Origin of the sequence: Sphingomonas ginkgonis (assembly GCF_003970925.1) — a bacterium.
Taxonomy (GTDB): Bacteria; Pseudomonadota; Alphaproteobacteria; order Sphingomonadales; family Sphingomonadaceae; genus Sphingomicrobium; species Sphingomicrobium ginkgonis.
This window is the reverse complement of record NZ_RWJF01000001.1, coordinates 1729451-1748702: the sequence shown is the minus strand read 5'-3', so window position 1 is coordinate 1748702 and position 19252 is coordinate 1729451. Positions and strand designations below refer to the sequence as shown.

Annotated in this window: 22 protein-coding genes; 8 read left to right on the top strand and 14 right to left on the bottom strand. The window is 68.0% G+C overall.

Annotation, left to right across the window (positions count from 1 at the left end):
- Positions 1–116: 116 nt before the first annotated feature.
- Genes HMF7854_RS08485 through fsa form a run of 3 tightly spaced genes read right to left on the bottom strand, consistent with a single transcriptional unit; the run spans position 117 to position 2295 of the window.
- Complete coding sequence (locus HMF7854_RS08485) at positions 117–1037, bottom strand: tyrosine recombinase XerC (RefSeq protein ID WP_126718707.1); 921 nt, start codon at positions 1035–1037, stop codon at positions 117–119.
- Positions 1025–1606: a DUF484 family protein gene (locus HMF7854_RS08480; protein WP_239016908.1), complete on the bottom strand. Its 582-nt coding sequence runs from the start codon at positions 1604–1606 to the stop codon at positions 1025–1027. Before HMF7854_RS08480 ends, HMF7854_RS08485 begins: the two co-directional genes overlap by 13 nt.
- Positions 1607–1641: 35 nt before the next feature.
- A complete protein-coding gene (gene fsa / locus HMF7854_RS08475; protein ID WP_126718706.1) occupies positions 1642–2295 on the bottom strand; it encodes a fructose-6-phosphate aldolase in 654 nt (217 codons plus the stop codon).
- A gap of 80 nt (positions 2296–2375) precedes the next feature.
- Between fsa and HMF7854_RS08470 the strand changes: the two genes are divergently transcribed.
- A complete protein-coding gene (locus HMF7854_RS08470; RefSeq protein ID WP_126718705.1) occupies positions 2376–3143 on the top strand; it encodes an enoyl-CoA hydratase-related protein in 768 nt (255 codons plus the stop codon).
- Here the strand turns inward: HMF7854_RS08470 and HMF7854_RS08465 are convergent.
- From HMF7854_RS08465 to HMF7854_RS08455, 3 genes are read right to left on the bottom strand one after another with little or no spacing between them, the layout of a single operon-like run.
- Entirely contained in the window at positions 3140–3574 is a 435-nt protein-coding gene (locus HMF7854_RS08465; RefSeq protein ID WP_126718704.1) for a TadE/TadG family type IV pilus assembly protein, read from the bottom strand. The genes HMF7854_RS08470 and HMF7854_RS08465 overlap by 4 nt on opposite strands.
- Complete coding sequence (locus HMF7854_RS08460) at positions 3571–4104, bottom strand: TadE/TadG family type IV pilus assembly protein (RefSeq protein WP_148104697.1); 534 nt, start codon at positions 4102–4104, stop codon at positions 3571–3573. Before HMF7854_RS08460 ends, HMF7854_RS08465 begins: the two co-directional genes overlap by 4 nt.
- Positions 4104–5393 carry a pilus assembly protein TadG-related protein gene (locus HMF7854_RS08455; RefSeq protein WP_126718702.1) on the bottom strand — a complete coding sequence of 430 codons (1290 nt, stop codon included), beginning with the start codon at positions 5391–5393 and terminating at the stop codon, positions 4104–4106. Before HMF7854_RS08455 ends, HMF7854_RS08460 begins: the two co-directional genes overlap by 1 nt.
- 230 nt (positions 5394–5623) lie before the next feature.
- On the opposite strand from HMF7854_RS08455, the gene HMF7854_RS08450 reads away from it, so the two are divergent.
- Positions 5624–6811: a toxic anion resistance protein gene (locus HMF7854_RS08450; RefSeq protein ID WP_126718701.1), complete on the top strand. Its 1188-nt coding sequence runs from the start codon at positions 5624–5626 to the stop codon at positions 6809–6811.
- Positions 6808–7533 (top strand): hypothetical protein, encoded by a 726-nt coding sequence (locus HMF7854_RS08445; RefSeq protein ID WP_126718700.1) that lies wholly within the window; start codon positions 6808–6810, stop codon positions 7531–7533. The genes HMF7854_RS08450 and HMF7854_RS08445 overlap by 4 nt, the downstream gene beginning before the upstream one ends.
- A 119-nt stretch (positions 7534–7652) precedes the next feature.
- On the opposite strand, the gene HMF7854_RS08440 is transcribed toward HMF7854_RS08445, so the two are convergent.
- The 4 genes from HMF7854_RS08440 to pgi are packed head-to-tail and all read right to left on the bottom strand — an operon-like array spanning position 7653 to position 12951.
- Positions 7653–9236 carry a phytoene desaturase family protein gene (locus tag HMF7854_RS08440; RefSeq protein ID WP_126718699.1) on the bottom strand — a complete coding sequence of 528 codons (1584 nt, stop codon included), beginning with the start codon at positions 9234–9236 and terminating at the stop codon, positions 7653–7655.
- A gap of 22 nt (positions 9237–9258) precedes the next feature.
- On the bottom strand, positions 9259–10605 hold the full coding sequence (gene gorA, locus HMF7854_RS08435; protein WP_126718698.1) for a glutathione-disulfide reductase: 1347 nt from the start codon (positions 10603–10605) through the stop codon (positions 9259–9261).
- Positions 10602–11432, bottom strand: coding sequence for a pepsin/retropepsin-like aspartic protease family protein (locus tag HMF7854_RS08430; RefSeq protein WP_126718697.1), 831 nt, complete (start codon positions 11430–11432; stop codon positions 10602–10604). Before HMF7854_RS08430 ends, gorA begins: the two co-directional genes overlap by 4 nt.
- Positions 11433–11451: 19 nt before the next feature.
- Positions 11452–12951, bottom strand: a complete 1500-nt coding sequence (gene pgi, locus HMF7854_RS08425) for a glucose-6-phosphate isomerase (protein ID WP_239016907.1) — start codon at positions 12949–12951, stop codon at positions 11452–11454.
- Positions 12952–13043: 92 nt separating this feature from the next.
- Between pgi and lepB the strand changes: the two genes are divergently transcribed.
- The 3 genes from lepB to era are packed head-to-tail and all read left to right on the top strand — an operon-like array spanning position 13044 to position 15446.
- On the top strand, positions 13044–13868 hold the full coding sequence (gene lepB / locus HMF7854_RS16045) for a signal peptidase I (protein ID WP_239016906.1): 825 nt from the start codon (positions 13044–13046) through the stop codon (positions 13866–13868).
- Positions 13865–14551 carry a ribonuclease III gene (gene rnc / locus HMF7854_RS16040; protein WP_239016905.1) on the top strand — a complete coding sequence of 229 codons (687 nt, stop codon included), beginning with the start codon at positions 13865–13867 and terminating at the stop codon, positions 14549–14551. Before lepB ends, rnc begins: the two co-directional genes overlap by 4 nt.
- Positions 14544–15446 (top strand): GTPase Era, encoded by a 903-nt coding sequence (gene era, locus HMF7854_RS08415; RefSeq protein WP_239016904.1) that lies wholly within the window; start codon positions 14544–14546, stop codon positions 15444–15446. Before rnc ends, era begins: the two co-directional genes overlap by 8 nt.
- 48 nt (positions 15447–15494) lie before the next feature.
- Here era and HMF7854_RS08410 read toward each other — a convergent pair whose 3' ends face one another.
- Together HMF7854_RS08410 and HMF7854_RS08405 are read right to left on the bottom strand one after the other, a co-directional pair.
- Positions 15495–16001 (bottom strand): YcxB family protein, encoded by a 507-nt coding sequence (locus tag HMF7854_RS08410; RefSeq protein WP_126718694.1) that lies wholly within the window; start codon positions 15999–16001, stop codon positions 15495–15497.
- Entirely contained in the window at positions 15991–16695 is a 705-nt protein-coding gene (locus tag HMF7854_RS08405) for an NAD-dependent deacylase (protein WP_126718693.1), read from the bottom strand. Before HMF7854_RS08405 ends, HMF7854_RS08410 begins: the two co-directional genes overlap by 11 nt.
- A 104-nt stretch (positions 16696–16799) precedes the next feature.
- Between HMF7854_RS08405 and HMF7854_RS08400 the strand changes: the two genes are divergently transcribed.
- On the top strand, positions 16800–17153 hold the full coding sequence (locus HMF7854_RS08400) for a hypothetical protein (RefSeq protein WP_126718692.1): 354 nt from the start codon (positions 16800–16802) through the stop codon (positions 17151–17153).
- A gap of 81 nt (positions 17154–17234) precedes the next feature.
- Here the strand turns inward: HMF7854_RS08400 and HMF7854_RS08395 are convergent, their stop codons facing one another.
- Entirely contained in the window at positions 17235–17948 is a 714-nt protein-coding gene (locus HMF7854_RS08395; RefSeq protein ID WP_126718691.1) for a phosphatase PAP2 family protein, read from the bottom strand.
- A gap of 220 nt (positions 17949–18168) precedes the next feature.
- On the opposite strand from HMF7854_RS08395, the gene HMF7854_RS08390 reads away from it, so the two are divergent.
- A complete protein-coding gene (locus HMF7854_RS08390) occupies positions 18169–18564 on the top strand; it encodes an acyl-CoA thioesterase (RefSeq protein WP_126718690.1) in 396 nt (131 codons plus the stop codon).
- Positions 18565–18580: 16 nt separating this feature from the next.
- Here the strand turns inward: HMF7854_RS08390 and ahpD are convergent, their stop codons facing one another.
- A complete protein-coding gene (ahpD, locus tag HMF7854_RS08385; protein WP_126718689.1) occupies positions 18581–19102 on the bottom strand; it encodes an alkylhydroperoxidase, AhpD family in 522 nt (173 codons plus the stop codon).
- Positions 19103–19252: the final 150 nt, after the last annotated feature.

Below are 19252 nucleotides of genomic sequence, written 5' to 3'. Positions count from 1 at the left end.
TCCGAACCGGGTCTTTAGCATCTCGCTAACCGCAGGCGTTCAATCCGGCTGCACGTCCGCGGGTCGGCAGCCCTCCGCCGCTCCCCACCCGGCCAGCCGCCCGTGGACGACCTCGCTCAGGCCCGCGGGTGGGCGTGGCGGTACACGTCGAGCAGATGCGCCGCATCGACCCCGGTGTAGATCTGGGTCGACGACAGACTGGCATGGCCGAGCAGTTCCTGCAGCGACCGCAGGTCGGCGCCTCGCGCGAGCAGGTGCGTCGCGAAACTGTGGCGGAGCGCGTGCGGGGTCAGGCTGTCCGGCAGCCCCAGCCTCGCCCGCGCGGCCCGAACCGAGCGACGGACCAAATCGGGATTGAGCGGACCGCCTCGCGCGCCGACGAACAGCGGGCGTTCGCCGCGGATCGGCCAGGGACAGTCCTTCAGATAGGCCTCGATCGCCTCGCGCACCGCCGGCAGCAGCGGCACGACGCGCTGCTTGCTGCGCTTGCCCGTCACTCGCAGCACCTGCCCTAGCGGGAGGTCGCGCGCGCTCAGCGACAGTGCTTCCGATACTCGCAGCCCGGAGCCGTAGAGCAGCAGCAGGATGGCGAGGTCGCGCGTGCCGATCCAGGGGGTCGAGGCGAACTCCCCGGCGTCCTCCGCCAGCGCCATCGCGTCGTCCGGGCTGGCCGGCCGCGGCAGCGTTCGGGGGCGCTTCGGGGCCCGGGTCCGCGGCAGTTGCGGTGCCTCCCCCTCCTCGTTGGCGGCGAAGCGGAGGAAGGCACGCACCGCGGACATCTCGCGCGCGGCGGAGGCGGCGCCAAGCCCCCCGCCGCGTCGCTCGGCCAGATAGGCGCGCAGGTCGGTGGCCTGGATCGACAGCAAGGTGAAGCGGCCGATCGCCTCGCCGCGATGACGGCCGAGGAAGGCGATGAAGCTGTGCGCCGTCGTGCCATAGGCGCGGACCGTGTGCGGGCTGCGCCGCCGGTCGCTGCCAAGATGCTCGATGAAGCGGACGGCGGTGGCCGTCGCGGGATGGGACGCTAGCTGATCCACCGCTTGAGCATAGCGGCAAGGCTGTGCCCGAGGAACATCAGCAGCTCCGACCCGTGGCGCGTGTCGAGCGATTGTTCCTGGCGCTGGCCGAGCACCAGCAGCCCCGGCAGCGGAAGGCTGTCGTCGAGACCGATGCGGATCAGCGCCTCGGCGCGGATGAGGTCGCAGGCCGGGCCGAACAGCGGGTGGCCGCGCTCGGCCGAACGCAGCACCACGCCGTCGACCTCGTCGATCAGCCGGCTCAGCAGCAGCGGCTCGACCAATTGGACACCGCTCGAATCGACGCGGAACCCGCGCTCGCCGACGCTAAGCGCCAAGGCCACCGCGTCGAGGCCGAGCAGCAGCGGCCACTCCTGCGTGACGATATGGAAGAGGTGGTCGAGATCGTCCGCCTCGAGGCCCGCGAGCACGGCCGCGTGAATCGAGCTGACCGCGCCGGAATGGCCGCGGGCGAAGGCGATCAGATCCTGGTTGGCTTCTTCCGCCGCGGCGCAGCGCGCGCGCAGCCGCGCCAGCGCATGATCCTCGAATTTGATCACCCGTGCCATGCCGGCGAGACTACGCCGCACGAGGTTAATTTCCTATGCCGCGTGCGACGAATGGCTCAGCCGATCGTCTGGCCGGTCGCCTGCCAGTCCTTGAGGAACGCCGCGATACCGCTGTCGGTGAGCGGGTGCTTGAACAGCTGGTGGATGATCTTGGGCGGCGCCGTCATCACGTCCGCGCCGATCCGCGCCGCCTCGACCACGTGCATCGGGTGGCGCACGCTGGCGACCAAGATCTGCGTCGCATAGTCGTAATTGTCGTAGATCAGCCGGATATCGGCGATCAGGTCCATTCCGTTGAAGCCGACGTCGTCATGCCGTCCGACGAACGGCGAGATGAAGGTCGCTCCCGCCTTGGCGGCGAGCAACGCCTGTGCCGCCGAGAAGCACAGGGTCACGTTGACCATCGTCCCGTCGTCGCTCAGCGCCTTGCAGGTCTTCAGCCCGTCCGGAGTCAGCGGCACCTTGATCGTGACATTGTCGGCGATCTTCCGCAGCACCTCGGCCTCGCGCATCATCTCCGCATGGTCGAGCGCGACGACCTCGGCCGAAACCGGCCCGGGGCAGATGGAGCAGATCTCGCGTACCGTCTCGATGAAGTTGCCGCCCGACTTCATGATCAGCGAAGGATTGGTGGTGACTCCGTCGAGGAGCCCGGTCGCGGCGAGATCGCGGATTTCGGCGATTTCGGCGGTGTCGGCGAAGAACTTCATGCTGGCCCCTTGGCTTGGTTGCTCGCCCGCTCGATAGCGGGGGGACAGGCGCACGTCATCCGATTCGGGGGGGAACCAAGATGAGCGAACAGGTCCGCGTTGAGCGCCGCGAGGGGCGGCTCGCCATCACCCTGTCGCGGCCCGAGGCGCGCAACGCGATCACCGTCGCCATGTACGCGGCGCTCGCCGACGCGATCGAGGGTGCGGCGGACGATCCCGACCTTCGCCTGATCACGCTTGAAGGCGAGGGTGTCGATTTCACCGCGGGGAACGACCTCAAGGATTTCCTGGGGCTCCGGCCGGAGCCGGGCACGGGCGAGCTGCCGGTCCACCGGCTGCTCAAGGCTTTGGCGAGGAACCCCGTCCCGATCGCCGCGGCGGTTCACGGCAATGCGGTGGGGATCGGGTCCACCCTGCTGTTCCACTGCGACCTCGTCATGGCCGAGGAGGGCAGCCGCTTCGTCATGCCGTTTGTCGACCTCGGCCTCGTGCCCGAAGCGGCCAGCTCGCTGCTGCTGCCGCGCCTTGCCGGCCGGCGGGCCGCGGCGCGCTACCTGCTGCTCGGCGAACCGTTCGACGCGGAGACCGCCGAGCGGATCGGGCTGGCCAGCCATCGGGTGCCCGCCGGCACGCTCGGGGAGAGTTTCGAGCAGCTCTGCGCCGCGCTGCTCGCCAAGCCGCCCGAGGCGCTGCGGCTGACCCAGCGCCTGCTCCGCACCGGCGCGCCCGACGAGCTGATCGAGCGAATGGACCTGGAGAACCGCCACTTCGGCGAGCGGCTGCAGAGCGACGAGGTCAAGACGGCGATCGCCGGCTTCTTCGCCGGCCGCGAGAGGGCCAGATCTTAGGTACCGGCCACCCAGACCCGCTTTGACCGGGTGACGCTGAGCGTCGGCCCTGGCAGAAGCAAGAGGCTCGTCGGCTGGGAGTAGGACACGGAGAGGTCGTAATAGCTTCCAGTGCCCGAACTGCCCTGTACCGGCGATGCGACGGTGAAGGTTCCCGGGCCGATCCCATACACGCTATCCGTGATCTTGGTCTGGATCTGGCTTGGCGACGGCGGATTGCAGCCCGCCACGCTCGGATTGAGGCACAACGTTGCGTAGCGCGCACCTTGACCGAGTGCCTGCTGGATCCCGGCGAGCGCGCGGAACATCTGCGCGAACTGGACGAACGCCCAGATCATCATGATGAAGACGGGAATGGCAAACGCCATCTCCACTGCCGCCGCCCCACGCTCGTTGCCGGCCAGCCGAAGGCGCCTCGCGAACCGCTTCATGAGGTCCTCATCCCCGCTGTGGCCGACAGGTGGTAAGTCCCGTCGCTGGAATCATAACCGGTAAAATGGATCGGGAACGTCGGCGTGTATTTGTCGGTCACGACGACCGAGATGTACTGGGCCATCAGCGTCCCGGTCGGGCAGGTCCAGGTGAGCGTATCCGCGGAGTTGGTCGTCGTCGTGCTGGTGATCGCGTAGGTCGACTTGTTCGTGCAGTCGAGCCGATACGTCACCGTGACATTGGCGGTCGTGATCGGCGTCGACTTGCAGGTGCCATCGCTGTTCGTGCCATTGACCTGACAGACGGCCTCCGTCGCCAAGGTGCCCTCGACCGTCGAGTCCTCCGTCGTCTGCATGATCTTTTCGATGGCGCGCTGGGCGCCCTGCTCCAGGGCCAGCTTGCGACTGTACGCCGTGCTGATGTCGGCGATCCCCGCATAGGTCAGGACCAGAACGGGAGCGAGCAGGGCCAGTTCGATGATCGCAGCCGCGCGATCGTCGAGAAGCAGCGATGGCAGTGGGCGACGCATCATCCGACGAGCCTGACGATCATCAGCGATCCACCATCCGTGAAGTAGTCGGTGCATTGGTCCAATCCTCTGAACTGATTGGTGCCGCTGTTGCCGGTGAAGGTGATCCGCTTGGCAACGAATTTGGCGCAGACCGCGCTGGTGTTGCCGGTGCCATTGTACTGCAGCTCCTGCTTCGGGAAATACATGGCTCCGGTGATGAGCGACGACGAGTTGCCGTTGATCTTGTTGCAGTTGTTGCAGTCGACGGCCCGCCGGTCCTGGTAGATCGCAAGACCCTTGTACGTTCCCGAGGTGGGTGCCGTAATGTTGACGTTGGCACTGGCGTTCGCAGTGATGTTGCCGATGGTCGCCGCGGTAGACGTGCTCGAATTGGTCAGCACGATGGTGCAGGCGGCGCAGGTGAAGTCACCCTTGAAGTCGATGCTGCCGCCGTTGATGTAGATCGGGCCGGTATAGCTGCTCGGGATCGTCAGCGACTTGTTCGACTTAACCGAAAGCGCCGAAAAGCAATTATACTGCCCCGTGCCCGTCCCGATGGTCGACGTGCTCGTACCCTCATCCAGCTCGGCCGTCGTGCAATGCATTTCGCTCGCGACCGGGACCACGTCGGCGTACGGATCCGGGACCGAAGCCGAATAGGGGTAGTAAGCCTTCACACTGAAGTTGTTCGATTGCTGAATGCCCCCGACCGCTCCGACCGACTTGGCGGTGACCGCGCTGCTTCCCTTCGCGATCGCGGCATTGGTCGCCGCTGAATCGCTGAACACGGGGCAATCGGGCATTTTCACTTCCGCGTTGCCCGAGAAGTAGACCGCACTTCCGGCGGTCGGATCGAGAGCGAGGATGCAGGGGTCGCCCAGCATGATGCCGGCAGCGGTCGCGTTCGCGGTGATGACCGGCGCATCGACGAACAGCGAGCTGAACGGGAGAGGCTGCTGGATCGCCAGGCTCACATTGACCTGGTTGGTCTGGATTCCCGCGTTCGCCGGATAGGTGATGGTTGGGTAGCCAGTCAGCAGTGACATCCAGGTTTCATTGTTCAGCGCGAGATCGCGCGTGATCGTGCGGGAAACATTGCTGGTGCTGCCGGCATTCGCCTGGCGATCGTAGACTCCGGCGATGGCGGCCGAGTCGGCGGCTCGCTGCAGCTGGCGTTTCCACAAGGTCCATTGGATCGTGTCCACGGACAACCCCGCTGCACCAACGATGAGTGGAAGGCAGGCGGCGGCGATGGCCAGCACGTTGCCCCGTTCGTGGCCGAAGAGCTTGCGAATTGTGCGCAGCATTCGCCTGTTTCCCTGAGCGGACCGGTCGAGGCCGGCGGATGGACAACCGCTCTAGAAGAACAGGGCTAGCAAAGGCTGAAGGAGCAAGGTTAACCGAACCGGACCAAAGCTTAACCATAACCGGGCTCGCTTGAACCCACCTGTATTGTAATTATGATACAGTGAAAGGCTTGCAGAGGGAGTGGCGCTTGGCCATCTTCGCTCGCGCAAGTGCAGGGAGACGCGAGACGATGGCCGAGACGAAGCTCAAGCTGGAGGCGCCCGACGTGCTCCAGACGGTGGAGCCCGCCGACGCCGCCGGGCTCGTGCCGCTGAAGGACGCGGAGCGGACCCAGCTCGACACCAAGGTCGACCAGTTCGTGGGCGAGCTCGTCGCGCTCGATGCCAACAGCCCCGACTTCGGCAAGAAGGTCGACCAGCTCACCGCCATGGGCCGCAAGGAAATCGGCGACGCCGCCGGTGCCTCGAACCGCTTCCTCGACCGGCCGGTCAAGGCGATCGACAGCGACACCGGGATCGGCGCCGACCTGACCGAGCTCCGCCGCACCGTCGAGGCGCTCGACCCCAAGCGCAACGGCGCGATCACCGGACCGCGCAAGCTGTTCGGGCTGATCCCCTTCGGCAGCAAGATCCAGAACTACTTCCGCCAGTACCAGAGCTCGCAGACGCACATCTCGGCGATCCTCGCCCGCCTCGCCTCGGGCAAGGACGAGCTGCTGATGGACAATGCCGCGATCGACACCGAGCGCGCGAACCTATGGAAGACGATGCACCGGCTGGAGCAGATGGTGCACATCTCCAAGGCATTGGACGCCAAGCTCGAGGAAGCCGCCAACGGGCTGGACGCGACCGACCCGGGGAAGGCCAAGGCGATCCGCGAGAGCGCGCTCTTCTACACGCGCCAGCGGACCACCGACATCCTCACTCAGATGGCGGTGACGGTGCAGGGCTATCTGGCGCTCGACCTCGTCAAGAAGAACAATGTCGAGCTGGTGAAGGGCGTCGACCGCGCCTCGACCACCACCGTTTCCGCGCTGCGCACCGCGGTCACCGTCGCGCAGGCGATGACCAACCAGAAGCTGGTGCTCGAGCAGGTCAACGCGCTCAACACCACCACCGCCGGCATGATCGACTCCACCGGCGAGATGCTCCGCACCCAGTCCGCCGCGATCCACGAGCAGGCGGCGAGCTCGACCATCCCGCTCGAGACGCTCCAGCGCGCCTTCCAGAACATCTACGACACGATGGACCAGATCGACCAGTTCAAGGTCCAGGCACTCGGCAACATGAAGCAGACCGTCGACACGCTTGGTCGCGAGGTCGAGAAGTCGAAGGGTTATATCGCCCGTGCCGAGGGCGTCGCGCAGAACAAGCAGCTCGGCGCGCCCTCCCCGCTGACCCCGATCGAGGCGGCGTGACGGATCAGCGCGTCGAGAAGGCGCTGGCCCGCTTCGAACGGGTCACGACCGCGATCGACGCCAGGGGCGGCGAGGTCGCGGCGGCGCGGCGGCGCGAGCGGCAGCGGATCAACGCGGATTTCGGGCGGCGCGCGGCGCGGGTCGGGATCGCCGTCGGCCTGGTCTCGCTGGTCACCATCATCGTCGGGCTGATCATGCCGATCGGCATGTTCGGGTTCCTCGCCGCGGTCGGACTGGCGATCGGCATCGCCGCGGTACTTGCCTTCGCGCCCGGCCCGTCGAGCAGCGTCCCGACCGTTCCCGCGAGCCTCGCCAACGGCGAGATGGTCCAGCGCTTCGACAGCTTTCTCTACCGCAGCCGACCCGCCCTGCCCGCCCCGGCGCAGACCGTGGTCGACCAGATCAGCGCCCGGCTCAGCCCGCTACGCGAGACGCTCGGCCGCCTCCCCGACCTTGATCCGCAGGCGCAGGACGCGCGCCGCCTGATGAGCGTCCATCTGCCGGGGCTGGTCGAGCGATACCGCAACGTGCCCGCCGCCTTCCGGACCGAGGCGGACGGCGAGGGTAAGACCGTCGACCAGCGGCTCGTCGAGAGCCTCGAGGCCGGTCGCGATGCGCTCGACGACATCAGCCAGAATCTTGCCAGGGCGGACGTCGACGCCTTCTCCACCCAGGGCCGCTTCATCCAGAGCCGCTACGGCGACGGCGAAATCGAAAGCTGAAATTATCCTCCCCTGCTTTCGCAGGGAAGGGGAACTATGCGAAGCATGGTGGAGGGGGCCGTCCACCCCTCAGCTGCGCTGAGCGGTCCCCCTCCCCAAGCAAGCTCGGGGAGGACTGATCAAGCCCGCCGCCGCCACGGCCGGCGATCCGCCAGCACCGCCTTCGCGGCATTGTGCCCCGGCGCGCCGGTCACCCCGCCGCCGGGATGCGCGCCTGAACCGCACAGGTAGAGCCCCTTGAGCGGCATTCGATAGTCCGCCGCACCGATCATCGGCCGCGCGCTGAACAGCTGGTCGAGCCCCATCTTGCCGTGGAAAATGTCGCCCCCGATCAGCCCGAAGCGCCGCTCGAGGTCCAGCGGCGAGTGGATCTGCCGCCCGATCACCGAGGCCGCGAAGCCCGGTGCGTGATGATCGACCGTCGCGATCACTTGGTCGGCGACCTTGTCGCGGACCTTGTCCCAATTCTTCCCGGCCGGAAGATTGTAGCGGAAATGCTGGCAGAACAGGCTCGCCACATGCTTGCCCTTGGGTGCCAGCGTGTCGTCGAGCGTGGACGGGATCAGCATCTCGACGATCGGCTGCTTGGACCAGCCGTCGCGCCGCGCGTCGAGATAGGCCTTGTCCATATAGTCGAGGCTTGGCGCGATGATGATCCCGGCGGTCAGGTGATCGCCCGCTTCCGGCTTGACCGTGAACTTCGGCAGCTCGCTCAGCGCGACGTTCATCCGGAAGGTCGCGCTCTCGCACGCCCATTCCTTCATGTGCGTCTCGACCGGCGCCGCCACCGCGCCCGCGGGCATCAGTCGCTCGAACAGCAGGCGCGGATTGACGTTGGCGATCACCGTCGGCGCGCGCCAGGCCTTGCCGCCCGCGACGACGCCCGCCGCCCGTCCCCGCTCGACCACCACTTCCTCGACCGGCGTGCCGAGCACGATGTCGACCCCGGCTTCGCGCGCCGCGCGCGCCATCGCCTGGGTGATCGCCCCCATTCCGCCGATCGCATGGCCCCATGCACCGGGCACGCCGGCGGCCTCGCCGAACAGGTGGTGGAGGAGGACGTAGGCGGTGCCCGGCGAGTAGGGCGAGGCAAAATTGCCGACCACCCCGTCGAACCCGAACAATGCCTTGGCGAGATCGCCGGTGAAATGCCGGTCGAGGATGTCGCCGGCGCTTTTGGTCGCATAGGCGTGCACCGTCCGGATCTCGTCCGGCTTGAGCCCGGCGAGGTCCTTGCCCAGCTGCAGCAGGGTCGGCAGCCCGCGCACACCGCCGCCGGCCTGCGGCGGGCTCTTCAGCAGCCACTTCTGGATCAGCGGGACGACCGTCTCCAGCTCCGCCGTGTAGCGGTCGTAGGCCGGGCCGTCCTCGGGATGATGCCGCGCCAGCTCCGCGCGGGTCAGCCCGTTTCGTCCGCCAAGCAGATAGCCATTCTCGCCAGGCAGGAAATTGTCGATCTTGCGAAGCACGACCTTCAGCCCGTGCCGGGCGAGGTCCATGTCCTGGATCACTCGCGGCTGGAGCAGGCTGACCGTGTAGCTCGCCGCCGAGTTGCGGAAGCCCGGCAGGAACTCGTCGGTGACCGCCGCGCCGCCCACCGTGCCCTGCGCCTCGAGCACCGCGACCTTGAGGCCCTTCCTGGCCAGATAGAAGGCGCAGGTCAGGCCGTTGTGGCCCGCGCCGATGATTACTGCGTCGTACACGTCCTCGTCCCCGCCCCCGCGGCTACTTCAACAGCACCAGCTCTTCCGCCATGCTCGGGTGGAGCGCAACCGTGGCGTCGAAATCCTGCTTCTTCAGCTTGGCCTTCACCGCGATCGCCGCCGCCTGCAGGATCTCGGGCGCGTCCGGCCCGATCATGTGCAGCCCGACTACCTCGTCGGTCGTGTCGTCGACCACCATCTTGTAGAGCGACCGCTCGTTGCGCCCGGCGAGAACATTCTTCATCGCTCGAAAGTCGCTCGTGTAGGTGCGGATGGTGCCAAGCCTGTTTCGCGCCTCGCCCTCGGTCAGCCCAACCGCCCCGATCGGAGGATGGCTGAACACCGCGCTCGGCACGCACCCGTAGTCGACCGTAGTCGGCTTGCCGCCGAACTCACTGTCGGCGAACGCCTGTCCCTCGCGGATCGCGACCGGGGTCAGCTGGATCCGGTTGGTGACGTCGCCGACCGCGAAGATCGACGGTACCGACGAGCGGTTGTCGGCCCCGACCTTCACCGCGCCGTGCGGGTCCAGCTCCACCCCGCACTCGGCGAGGCCCAGACCCTTGGTGTTGGGAGAGCGCCCGGTGGCGAACAGCACGGCGTCGGCCTCGATGTCGTCGCAGCCGGTCATCGTCAGCTTGAGCGAACCGTCCTCGCGCTTCTCGATCCGCTCGAACTTGCTGTTGAAACGGAAGTCGATCCCCTTCTTGATCGAGATCTGCAGCAGTCGGTCGACGATCTGCTGGTCGTAGCCGCGCAGCAGCGTGTCCGACCGGTTGACGATCGTCACGTGCGAACCGAACTGGTGGAAGATCCCCGCGAACTCGTTGGCGATGTAACCGCCGCCCGCGATCACCACCCGCCTCGGCAGCTCCTCCAGATGGAAAACCTCGTTGGAGCTGATCGCATGCTCGATCCCCTCGATCGCCGGCAGGACCGGCCACGAGCCGACCGCGATCAGGATCTTGCCGGCGGTCAGCGTCCGTCCCGAGGCGAGCTTGACCTGGTTCGGCCCGCTCACCGTCGCCCGCTCGAGGAATCGCTCGACCTTGTGGCTCTCGAGCGTGGAGGTGTAGGCGCCTTCCAGCCGGGTCACCTCGGCCTGCACCGCGTCGCGCAGCACCGGCCAGTTGAACTCGCACTTGGGCACGTCCCAGCCGAACATCGCCGCGTCGTTCAGATCCTCGGCGAAATGCGCACCGTAGACGAGCAGCTTCTTGGGCACGCAGCCGCGGATGACGCAGGTGCCGCCGACCTTGTACTCCTCGGCGATGGCGACACGGGCGCCGTGCGCCGCTGCCACCCGGCTCGCGCGCACCCCGCCCGAGCCCGCGCCGATGACGAACAGATCATAATCGAAATCGCTCATTTCTTCTCTCGTGCAAGCGGCTGGAGCCAGACGCGGTGATGGCCGAAGTCGGCGGTGACGATGAAATGCCGGAGGATCGAGGTCCCGATGTTGAGCTCGCCCGCATTGGGCAACGGGTCCACCTGCGCGGGGACGTCGCGGAAGGTCCTGCCGCCGATCCGCAGCTCCGCCAGGCTCACGCGCTCGCGGCTGATCCGGCCGCCGATCCCGCCGCCCTCGACCCGGCCGAGCCGCTTGGGCTTCAGGCGGTCGGCCATGGTGCGCGAGACCTTCACCTCGGTCCCATTGCCGAAGTCGAGTTCGGCCGCGGCGGACACGCCGTTGACGGTCACCGCCAGGGCCTCGATGCCCGCATGCGGGGTCAGCGCCTGGGCCACGCCACGCCCCGCTGCGCCGGGCACCAGCGCGCGGACGGTGCGCGCCGCGATGTTCACCTCGACGGGCGCGGCGTCGAACAGCTCGCGGCCGATCACGACTCGGGTCGGGTGCCCCACCAGCCAGCGGATGCTGCCGAGATCGACCAGGACGACGTCGAGCCTGGCCAGCCGCTGCCCGAGCGCCTCGACCGTCACCCCGGAGGCGAGATGCGCCGGCTGCGTTCCGCCCGCTCCCTTGATGGTCAGCGCCTCGCCCGGGGCGATAGCGGCGCGGGCGGCGAACAGCGGGTCGACCAGCGTCGCCTCGGCCCCGCTGTCGAGCAGCGCCTCGGTCTTAACCCCGTTGACCTTCGCGTCGATGAACAGCCGCCCGTTGACGAGTCGCAGCGGCTCGGCCGCAGCCGGTGTCGCCAGCGCCAGCGCCACGGACAGAACGGCGGACCTGGTCATCCCTGCCCTCCCTTGCGGGTCAGAGGCCGGCGCGCTCGATCAACGCCCGGGTCGACGGGTCGAAGCCGTCGCGGGTCTCGGGATCATCGATCGCGCGGGCCATCTCCTTGCCGAGTTCCACGCCATACTGGTCGAAGGGGTTGATCCCCAGCAGCACCGCCTCGGTAAAGGTCCGGTGCTCATGATAGGCAAGCAGCGCGCCGAGGCTGCGCGGCTCGAGGCGGGAGAGGAGGATCGTCGTCGACGGCCGGTCGCCGGGATAGTCGCGCGCGCCCTGCTCACTCTTCCGCCCCTTCATCAGCGCCGCCGCCTGCGCGAAGCAATTGAGCAGCAGCTCGCGATGGTGGGCCGGGTCCTGTCCGTCATCGGCCTCGACCGCGGCGACGAACTCGACCGGGACGAGATGCGTGCCCTGGTGGAGCAGCTGGAACACCGCGTGCTGCGCATCGGTCCCGACGCCGCCCCACACGACCGACCCGCTCGGCCGCCCGAGCGGAGCCCCGTCTGCGGTCACCGACTTGCCGTTCGACTCCATGCTGAGCTGCTGGACATAGCTGGTGAGCAGGCGCAGCCGATCGTCGTAGGCGAAGATGGCTCGGGTCTCGGCGCCGCGCTTCTGCGCATAGTAGAGATCACCGAAGGCGGCGAGCATGGGCGCGTTCTGCTCGGGCGGTGCGAGGCGGAAATGCTGGTCCATCTCCGCCGCCCCGTCGAGCAGGTCGGAAAAGGCGTCCACCCCGAGCGCCAGCGCGGCGCTGAAGCCCACCGCCGACCACAGCGAATAACGGCCGCCGACGCTTTCGCCGAACGGCAGCACCCGGGTCTCGTCGACCCCCCATTCGACCGCCTTGGCCGGCGCTGCCGTCACCGCGATGACCCGCCCATAGGGATCGGCGACATCGTTGGCGGTGAGCCACTCGAGCGCGCTCTCGGCGTTGCGCAGCGTTTCGGCGGTGGTGAAGGTCTTGCTGGCGACGACCACCAGCGTGGTCTGCGGGTCGAGGTTGCGCACCGCCTCGTCGAAGCTCTGCCCGTCGATGTTGGACAGCACCGAGACCCGGTAGCTTTCCTCCTCGCGGCCGAGCGCGTCGACCAGCAGCGCGGGCCCGAGCGCGGACCCGCCGATGCCGATGTGAAGCACGCCGGTCACGTCTCCGAATGCGCCGGCTTCAATCGCGTCGACCACCGCCCGCATCCGCGCGTGGCGCTGTCCGGCCAGCTCGACCGCCTGCTCCGATCCCTCGCCGCGCTCGGCCGGATGCTCGGCCGGCCGGCCTTCCGTTGGGTTGACGATCGCGCCGCTGAACAGCCGCTCGCGCGCCTCCTTGAACCCGGCCTGTTCCGCCAGGCGGACGAAGGCGGCCACGACCGCCTGGTCGAGGTGGGTCTTGGTGAAATCGAAGTGGAGCCCGGCGGCGTCGAACGCCATCCACCGAAGCCGCTGTCCGTCACCCTCGAACAGCGCCTCGAGCGGCTTGTCGGCGAGGGTCTCGAGGGCGGTCCAGTCGGTGCTCGGCATGGCGGGCTTCATACTCGCGGAGCCCGCAAAAGCCAGTCGAAAGCGCCGGGCGCACTTGACCTCGGCGCCGTCCGCCCGGAAGGAGACCGGCAATGACCGAGACCGTGACGCCCGCGGAGGCGCCGACCGCCACCCCAGAGCCCAAGGCCAGCAGCTGGAAGTCCCTCCTGACCTTCCTGGTGGCTGCCTGGGTGCTGCGCTGCCTGATCGTCGCGCCCTTCAGCATTCCCTCGGGCTCGATGCTGCCGGGCCTCTACATCGGCGACTATCTGCTCGTCGCCAAATGGCCCTACGGCTATTCGAAGAACAGCTTCCTGTTCGGCATTCCGCCGATCCCCGGCCGCCTGTTCAGCCACCTGCCGGAGCGCGGCGACGTGGTCGTCTTCATCGGACCGGAGGGCGAGGACGTGATCAAGCGGGTTGTCGGCCTCCCCGGCGACACAATCGCGACCCGCGACGGGCAGCTGATCCTCAACGATCGCCCGGTTGCGCGCCAGGCGATCCCCGATGTCCAGCTCCCCGTTTCGCCCAATACCCCGTGCCGACAGATCACCCCGGCCGGAGTCAGCATGTCGGTCCCGGCCGGGCAGCCCTGCGCCTTCCACGCCTATCGCGAGACGCTCCCCAACGGGCGGAGCTACGTGACTCTCGACCAGATCGACAATCCGCTCGCCGACGACTTCGGGCCGGTCCGCGTTCCCGCGGGCACCGTCTTCATGATGGGCGACAATCGCGACGACAGCGCGGACAGCCGCTTCGCGCCGGAGATGGGCGGGATGGGCTTCGTACCCGTCGAGAACCTGGTCGGGCGCGCGCTGATCAGCTTCTGGTCCACCGACGGCAGCGCCAGTTGGATCAACCCGATCAGCTGGTTCACCGCGCTCCGTCCCTCGCGCATGGGGCACGTCTACCGGTGAACGAGACGAGCGACTGGATCGCCGCCGAGTTCGGCTGGACCCCGCGCAAGCCGGCGCTGTTCGAGCGGGCGCTGAGCCACTCCAGCGCGGGCACCGACAGCTACGAGCGGCTTGAGTTCCTCGGCGACCGCGTGCTCGGCCTGTCGATCGCGGCCTGGCTGTTCGAACGCTTCCCCGACGAGCCCGAGGGCAAGATGAGCCGGCGCTACAACGCGCTGGTCGCGCGCGAGACCTGCGCCGACGTTGGCCGCGAAATCGGGCTCCCGGAGCGGATCATCCTCGGCAAGCAGGCCCGCGAAGACGGTGCGACGACCAGCGACAACGTCGTCGGCGACGTCGTCGAGGCACTGCTCGGGGCGGTCTATCTCGAAGGCGGAATCGGACCCGCCGAGGCGTTCATCCGCAAGGCCTGGGCCCCCTATCTCGACAGCCAGAAGCGGGCGCCGCTCCATCCCAAGTCGGCGCTCCAGGAGGCCGCCGCTGCACGCCAGCTCGCGACCCCGGTCTACGAGCTGGTCGCCCGCTTCGGCGCCCACCATGCCCCGACCTTCCGCGTCCGGGTCAGCATCAAGGATGCGGGCGAGGCCGAGGCCGAGGGCGCCAGCAAGCAGGACGCCGAAACGGCCGCGGCGACCGCGCTGCTCGGCAAGCTGCCCGCGCAGAAGGGATCCCGCCGTGGCTGAGCCGGGCACCCGAGCCGGTGTCGCCGCCGTTATTGGCGCGCCCAATGCCGGCAAGTCGACCCTGGTCAATGCGCTGGTCGGCCAGAAGGTCGCGATCGTCTCGGCCAAGGCGCAGACCACCCGCGCCCGGCTGATGGGCATCGCCATCGCGGACCAGGCCCAGATCCTGCTCGTCGACACCCCCGGCATCTTCGCCCCCAAGCGCCGGCTCGACCGGGCGATGGTCAAGGCCGCGTGGGAGGGCACGGAGGAAGCCGACGTCGTCCTGCTGGTGATCGACGCGGCGAGCGGCCTCAACGCCGCCGCCGAGCGGGTCGCGGCGAGCCTCGAGGGCCGCCCGGAGAAGCGTTTCGTCGTCCTCAACAAGACCGACATCGCCAAGAAGGAAAAGCTGCTCGGGCCCGCCGCCGCGCTCCACGACCGGCTGCAGCCCGACCGCGTCTTCATGATCAGCGCCGCGACCGGCGAAGGCGTCGCGGACTTGAAGCAGGCGCTCGCCCAGGCGATGCCGGAAGGGCCGTGGCTGTTCCCCGAGGACCAGCTGACCGACGCCACCGACCGGATGGTCGCGGCCGAGCTGACCCGCGAGCAGATCTACCACCAGCTCCATCAGGAGCTCCCCTATACGACCGCGGTCGAGACCGAGAAGTGGGAGGACCGCAAGGACGGCTCCGCGGTGATCCACCAGCAGATCCTGGTTGAGCGCGACAGCCAGAAGGCAATCGTCGTCGGCAAGGGCGGCAGCCGGCTGAAGGAAATCGGCGCCAAGGCCCGGGAGAGCATCGCCGAGCATCTCGGCCGCAAGGTCCACCTCTTCCTCCACGTCAAGGTCGCGCCCCGCTGGGCCGAAGACCGCGGCCTCTACCAGGAGATCGGGCTGGACTGGTCGGAGTAGAATTCCTCCCCTGAACTTGCTTCAGGGGAGCCAGGTGGTGGACGGGCCCTACCGGCGCCGCCTCACCCCCGCCCCCTCCAGCGCCGCGATCACCTCCGCGCGCCCGTTCTCCGGCAGCGCCCGCCACGGCACGATGAAGAACACCCGTCTGTCCTGGAACAGCATCAGCACCAGCCCGCCGTCCTGCCACGCATGGAAGCGGCGCCACGGCGTCCGCCATTGCCCGTCCTCGCCGCTGAGCGCCCCCGCCTCGCCGTCCCACCCGAACCGCCGCTCGATCGCCCAAACCGAGCTCTGCCGAAACACCCGGCGCTGCTGCGCGGGGGTCACCATCAGCGCCAGGAGGAACAGCAGCGCCAGCCCGATCGCCGCTCCCGTCGCGAGCGAGAGCAGCACCTCGCCCCAGCCTCCCCGGTCCAGCAGGAACAGCAGTCCGATCGTCACCGCCAGCAGCAGCGCGACCAGCCCGAGCCTGCGCAGCGCCGGCCGGACGAACGCCCTCTGCGCCGCGAGATAATCCTTTTCGCCGATCGTGTACGGCTCACTAGTTCCCACTCAGCATCTCCCCCACCCACGCCGGCACCAGCGCCGCCGCGCGCCCATAGCGCCGCTCGTCGAAGAACAGGCTGCCCTGGCTCGGCTCGAGGTTCATCTCCAGCGTCTCCGCCCCGACATAGCGCGCGGTCTGGACGAACCCCGCCGCCGGATAGACCGCGCCCGAGGTCCCGATCGACACGAACAAATCCGCATCCCGCAGCGCCGCGTCGATCCGCTCCATCTCGTAGGGCATTTCGCCGAACCACACGATGTCGGGCCGGACCGCGCCCTTTCGACCACACGACGGGCATTCCGCGCCCTCGCCCATCAGGCCGGCCCACCGAAAGCGCTCGCCGCACGCCGTGCACCAGCCCTGCATCAGCTCGCCATGCATGTGGAGCAGCCTTGTTGCCCCGGCGCGCTCGTGCAGGTCGTCGACATTCTGGGTGACGATCAGCAGTTCGCCCGACCACTCGGCGTCGAGCCGCGCCAGCGCCCGGTGCGCCGCGTTCGGCTCCACCGTGCCAAGCTTCGCCCGTCGCGCATCGTAGAAGTCGTGCACCAGGGCCGGGTCGCGGGCGTAGGCCTCAGGCGTGCAAACGTCCTCCACGCGATGCCCCTCCCACAAGCCATCGGGCCCGCGGAAGGTGGCAAGGCCGGACTCGGCCGAGATGCCGGCGCCGGTCAGGATGACGATGTTCCGGATGGTCATGGCCGCAGCCTAGCCCCGTGAATCGTGCATCGCCACTGCGGCGAGCGGACCCAAGCGCGCGCCGTGGCGTTGTCGCCCCGATCACTACCAGAGGGAAACCGATCATGCGTACCATCGTCCTGGCGATCGCCACCACCGCCCTGGCCGTCTCGGCTTGCAGCCGCAACGCCGACAACTCGGCCAACGCCGACATGAACGCGACCAGCACCACCACGACCACGACCGACAACATGACCGTCGACCAGAACGGCATGATGGGCACCAACGGCGCGATGGGCGCGAACGGCGCAATGGGCGCGAACGGCTCGATGGGCGCGAACGGTTCGATGGACGCCGGCATGAACGCGACCGGCGGCGCCGACGGCAACATGGCGACCAACTCGGCGACCGAGAACGCGATGAAGCAGAAGGACCTCAACACCCACGATCGCGACACCAACCTCGCCAACGGGATGTAGGCCTCAGGCCCATCTTGGAATTCGACGGGGAGCGCTCGCCAGCCGGCGGGCGCTCCTTTCGTTTGAGGGTACCCCGACGCCTCAGGCGCCGGCTTCGATCGCGTAGACGTGCCGCGAGATGAGCGCGTTGCCGGACTTCCTCAAGTCGTCGAACAGGGTGCTCAGCTCGAACATGGCGAACAGGACCAGCATGTAGAAAGACATCGGCCGGGTCCGCTCGAAGCGGTCGAGCCAGCCGCTCACCGCGCCGGTCAGCGCGGGCAGCAGCAGGAAGGCACCGGTCGCGGAAATCCCGATCAGCGCGCCGACCAGTGCGTCGGACGGATAGTGGAAGCCGCCGTAGAGCTTGTTCACGAGATCGACGAGAAGAACCCAGGCGAAGGCCGCGAGCCCCCACCAGCGCGAGCCGGCGAAGATCGCGAGCGCCAGCGCGCAGGCCAGGCCGATCGTGTCGCTCGGGAAGGAGCTGGCATCGGGCCCGAACGGGCCGAAGATGTGGAACTCGTACAATCCCGTCTGCGCGGGGCGAAGTCGCGGCGGGGCGACATGCTGCAGCAGGTGCGTCAGCAACATGGTCAGCGTGGCCCCCAGCGCACCCGCGATGACGGCGCGGCGGATCCGCTCGTTGCGCGATTGCGCGAACCACATCGCGACGAGGATCAGGACCAGGGGGAAGACCTTGAAGGTCTTGAGCGCGAAGATGAAGCCGAAGATGCGATCGGCCAGAACGCTGTGGTTGTTCAGCTCGCTGAAGAACCGCGCCGCCGCCGCGTCGAACCTGACTACGCCGTACATCAAGCGAAGATTGCTTAAACATGCGTTTATAGCAATGAGCAGACAAACCGTTAATTCATCAAACTGTCATATTCAGCGCGGACCGCTCAGTCGCGTGACGTCGTCGATCATTTTGCTTCGGCGCTCCGCCCACCCTGCCGGGTCTGCTAAATGACAGGAATGGAAACCGTTTAGCGTCTAATCAGTTTACACGATTGTCAGCATCCACCATGCTGCCGGGATGAACCTGAACATGTTCCGCTACCCGATCGGCATACGCTCTGCCGACATCGACCACATGGGCCACGTCAACAACAGCGTCTATCTCACCTGGGTCCAGGACGCCGTCGTCCGCTACTGGGAGACCTTCGCCCCCGCCGAGGCGGTCAAGCGCCACTTGTGGGTCGCGCTCAAGCACGACATCGAGTTCAGGCGCCCGACCTTCCTCGACGATCTGGTCGTCGCCGATGTGGTCGCCGAGAAGGTCGAGGGCGCGCGCGCCTTCTTCACTACCGTGATCAAGCGCGGCGACCAGGTGCTGGCCGAGGTCAAGAGCGTCTGGTGCTGCCTCGACAGCGCCAGCCGCCGCCCCGCCCGCCTCGCCAAGGAAGTCGCGGCCCGCTTCTTCCAGGGGTGAGCGTCGGCCGCTCGCCCTAAAGCGTCGCGTGGACGGTCGCGACGCCCTTCATCACCGCCGCCATCCGCGCCGCGGCCTGGATCGTCTCCGGCTTCACCCCGTGCTGCAGCAGCTGCTTCTCGTGACTGTCGATGCACATGCCGCAGCCGTTCATCGCGCTGACCGCCAGGCTGTACAGCTCGAAGTCGGCCTTGTCGGTCCCGTGGGTCGCGATCGCGTTCATCCGCAGCCGCGCGGGCAGCCGGCCATATTCCTCGTTCGAGGCGAGGTGGACGAAGCGGTAGTAGACATTGTTCATCGCCATCACCGCCGCCGCCGACCGCGCCGCGTTGGCGACCTCCGACGATAGCTTGGGCGCGCACTCCGCTTCGGCCGCGGCGACCAACGGGCGATACCCCGACCCGTGCGCGCAGGCGAGCAGCAGCCCGTACTTGCGCTGGTCGCCAAGCAGCTGGTCGCTGAGCATCGAGCCGAGGTTGAGCCGCAGGTCCTTGGCGTAGTCGGGCAGCGTGTCGGCGAATTCCTTGAGCGAGTTCATCGGTGGCAATGCTCCAGTGCCGCGGCCGCTCGACCGGCGCGGGCAGGTTCGTGAGACGCGGGAGTACGGGGCGGCGCGCGGGCGCCGCCGCTCGGGAGGGGTTCTCCACAGGGGGGCTGACGAGAGAACCCCTCCACCGCCCGGCGATCG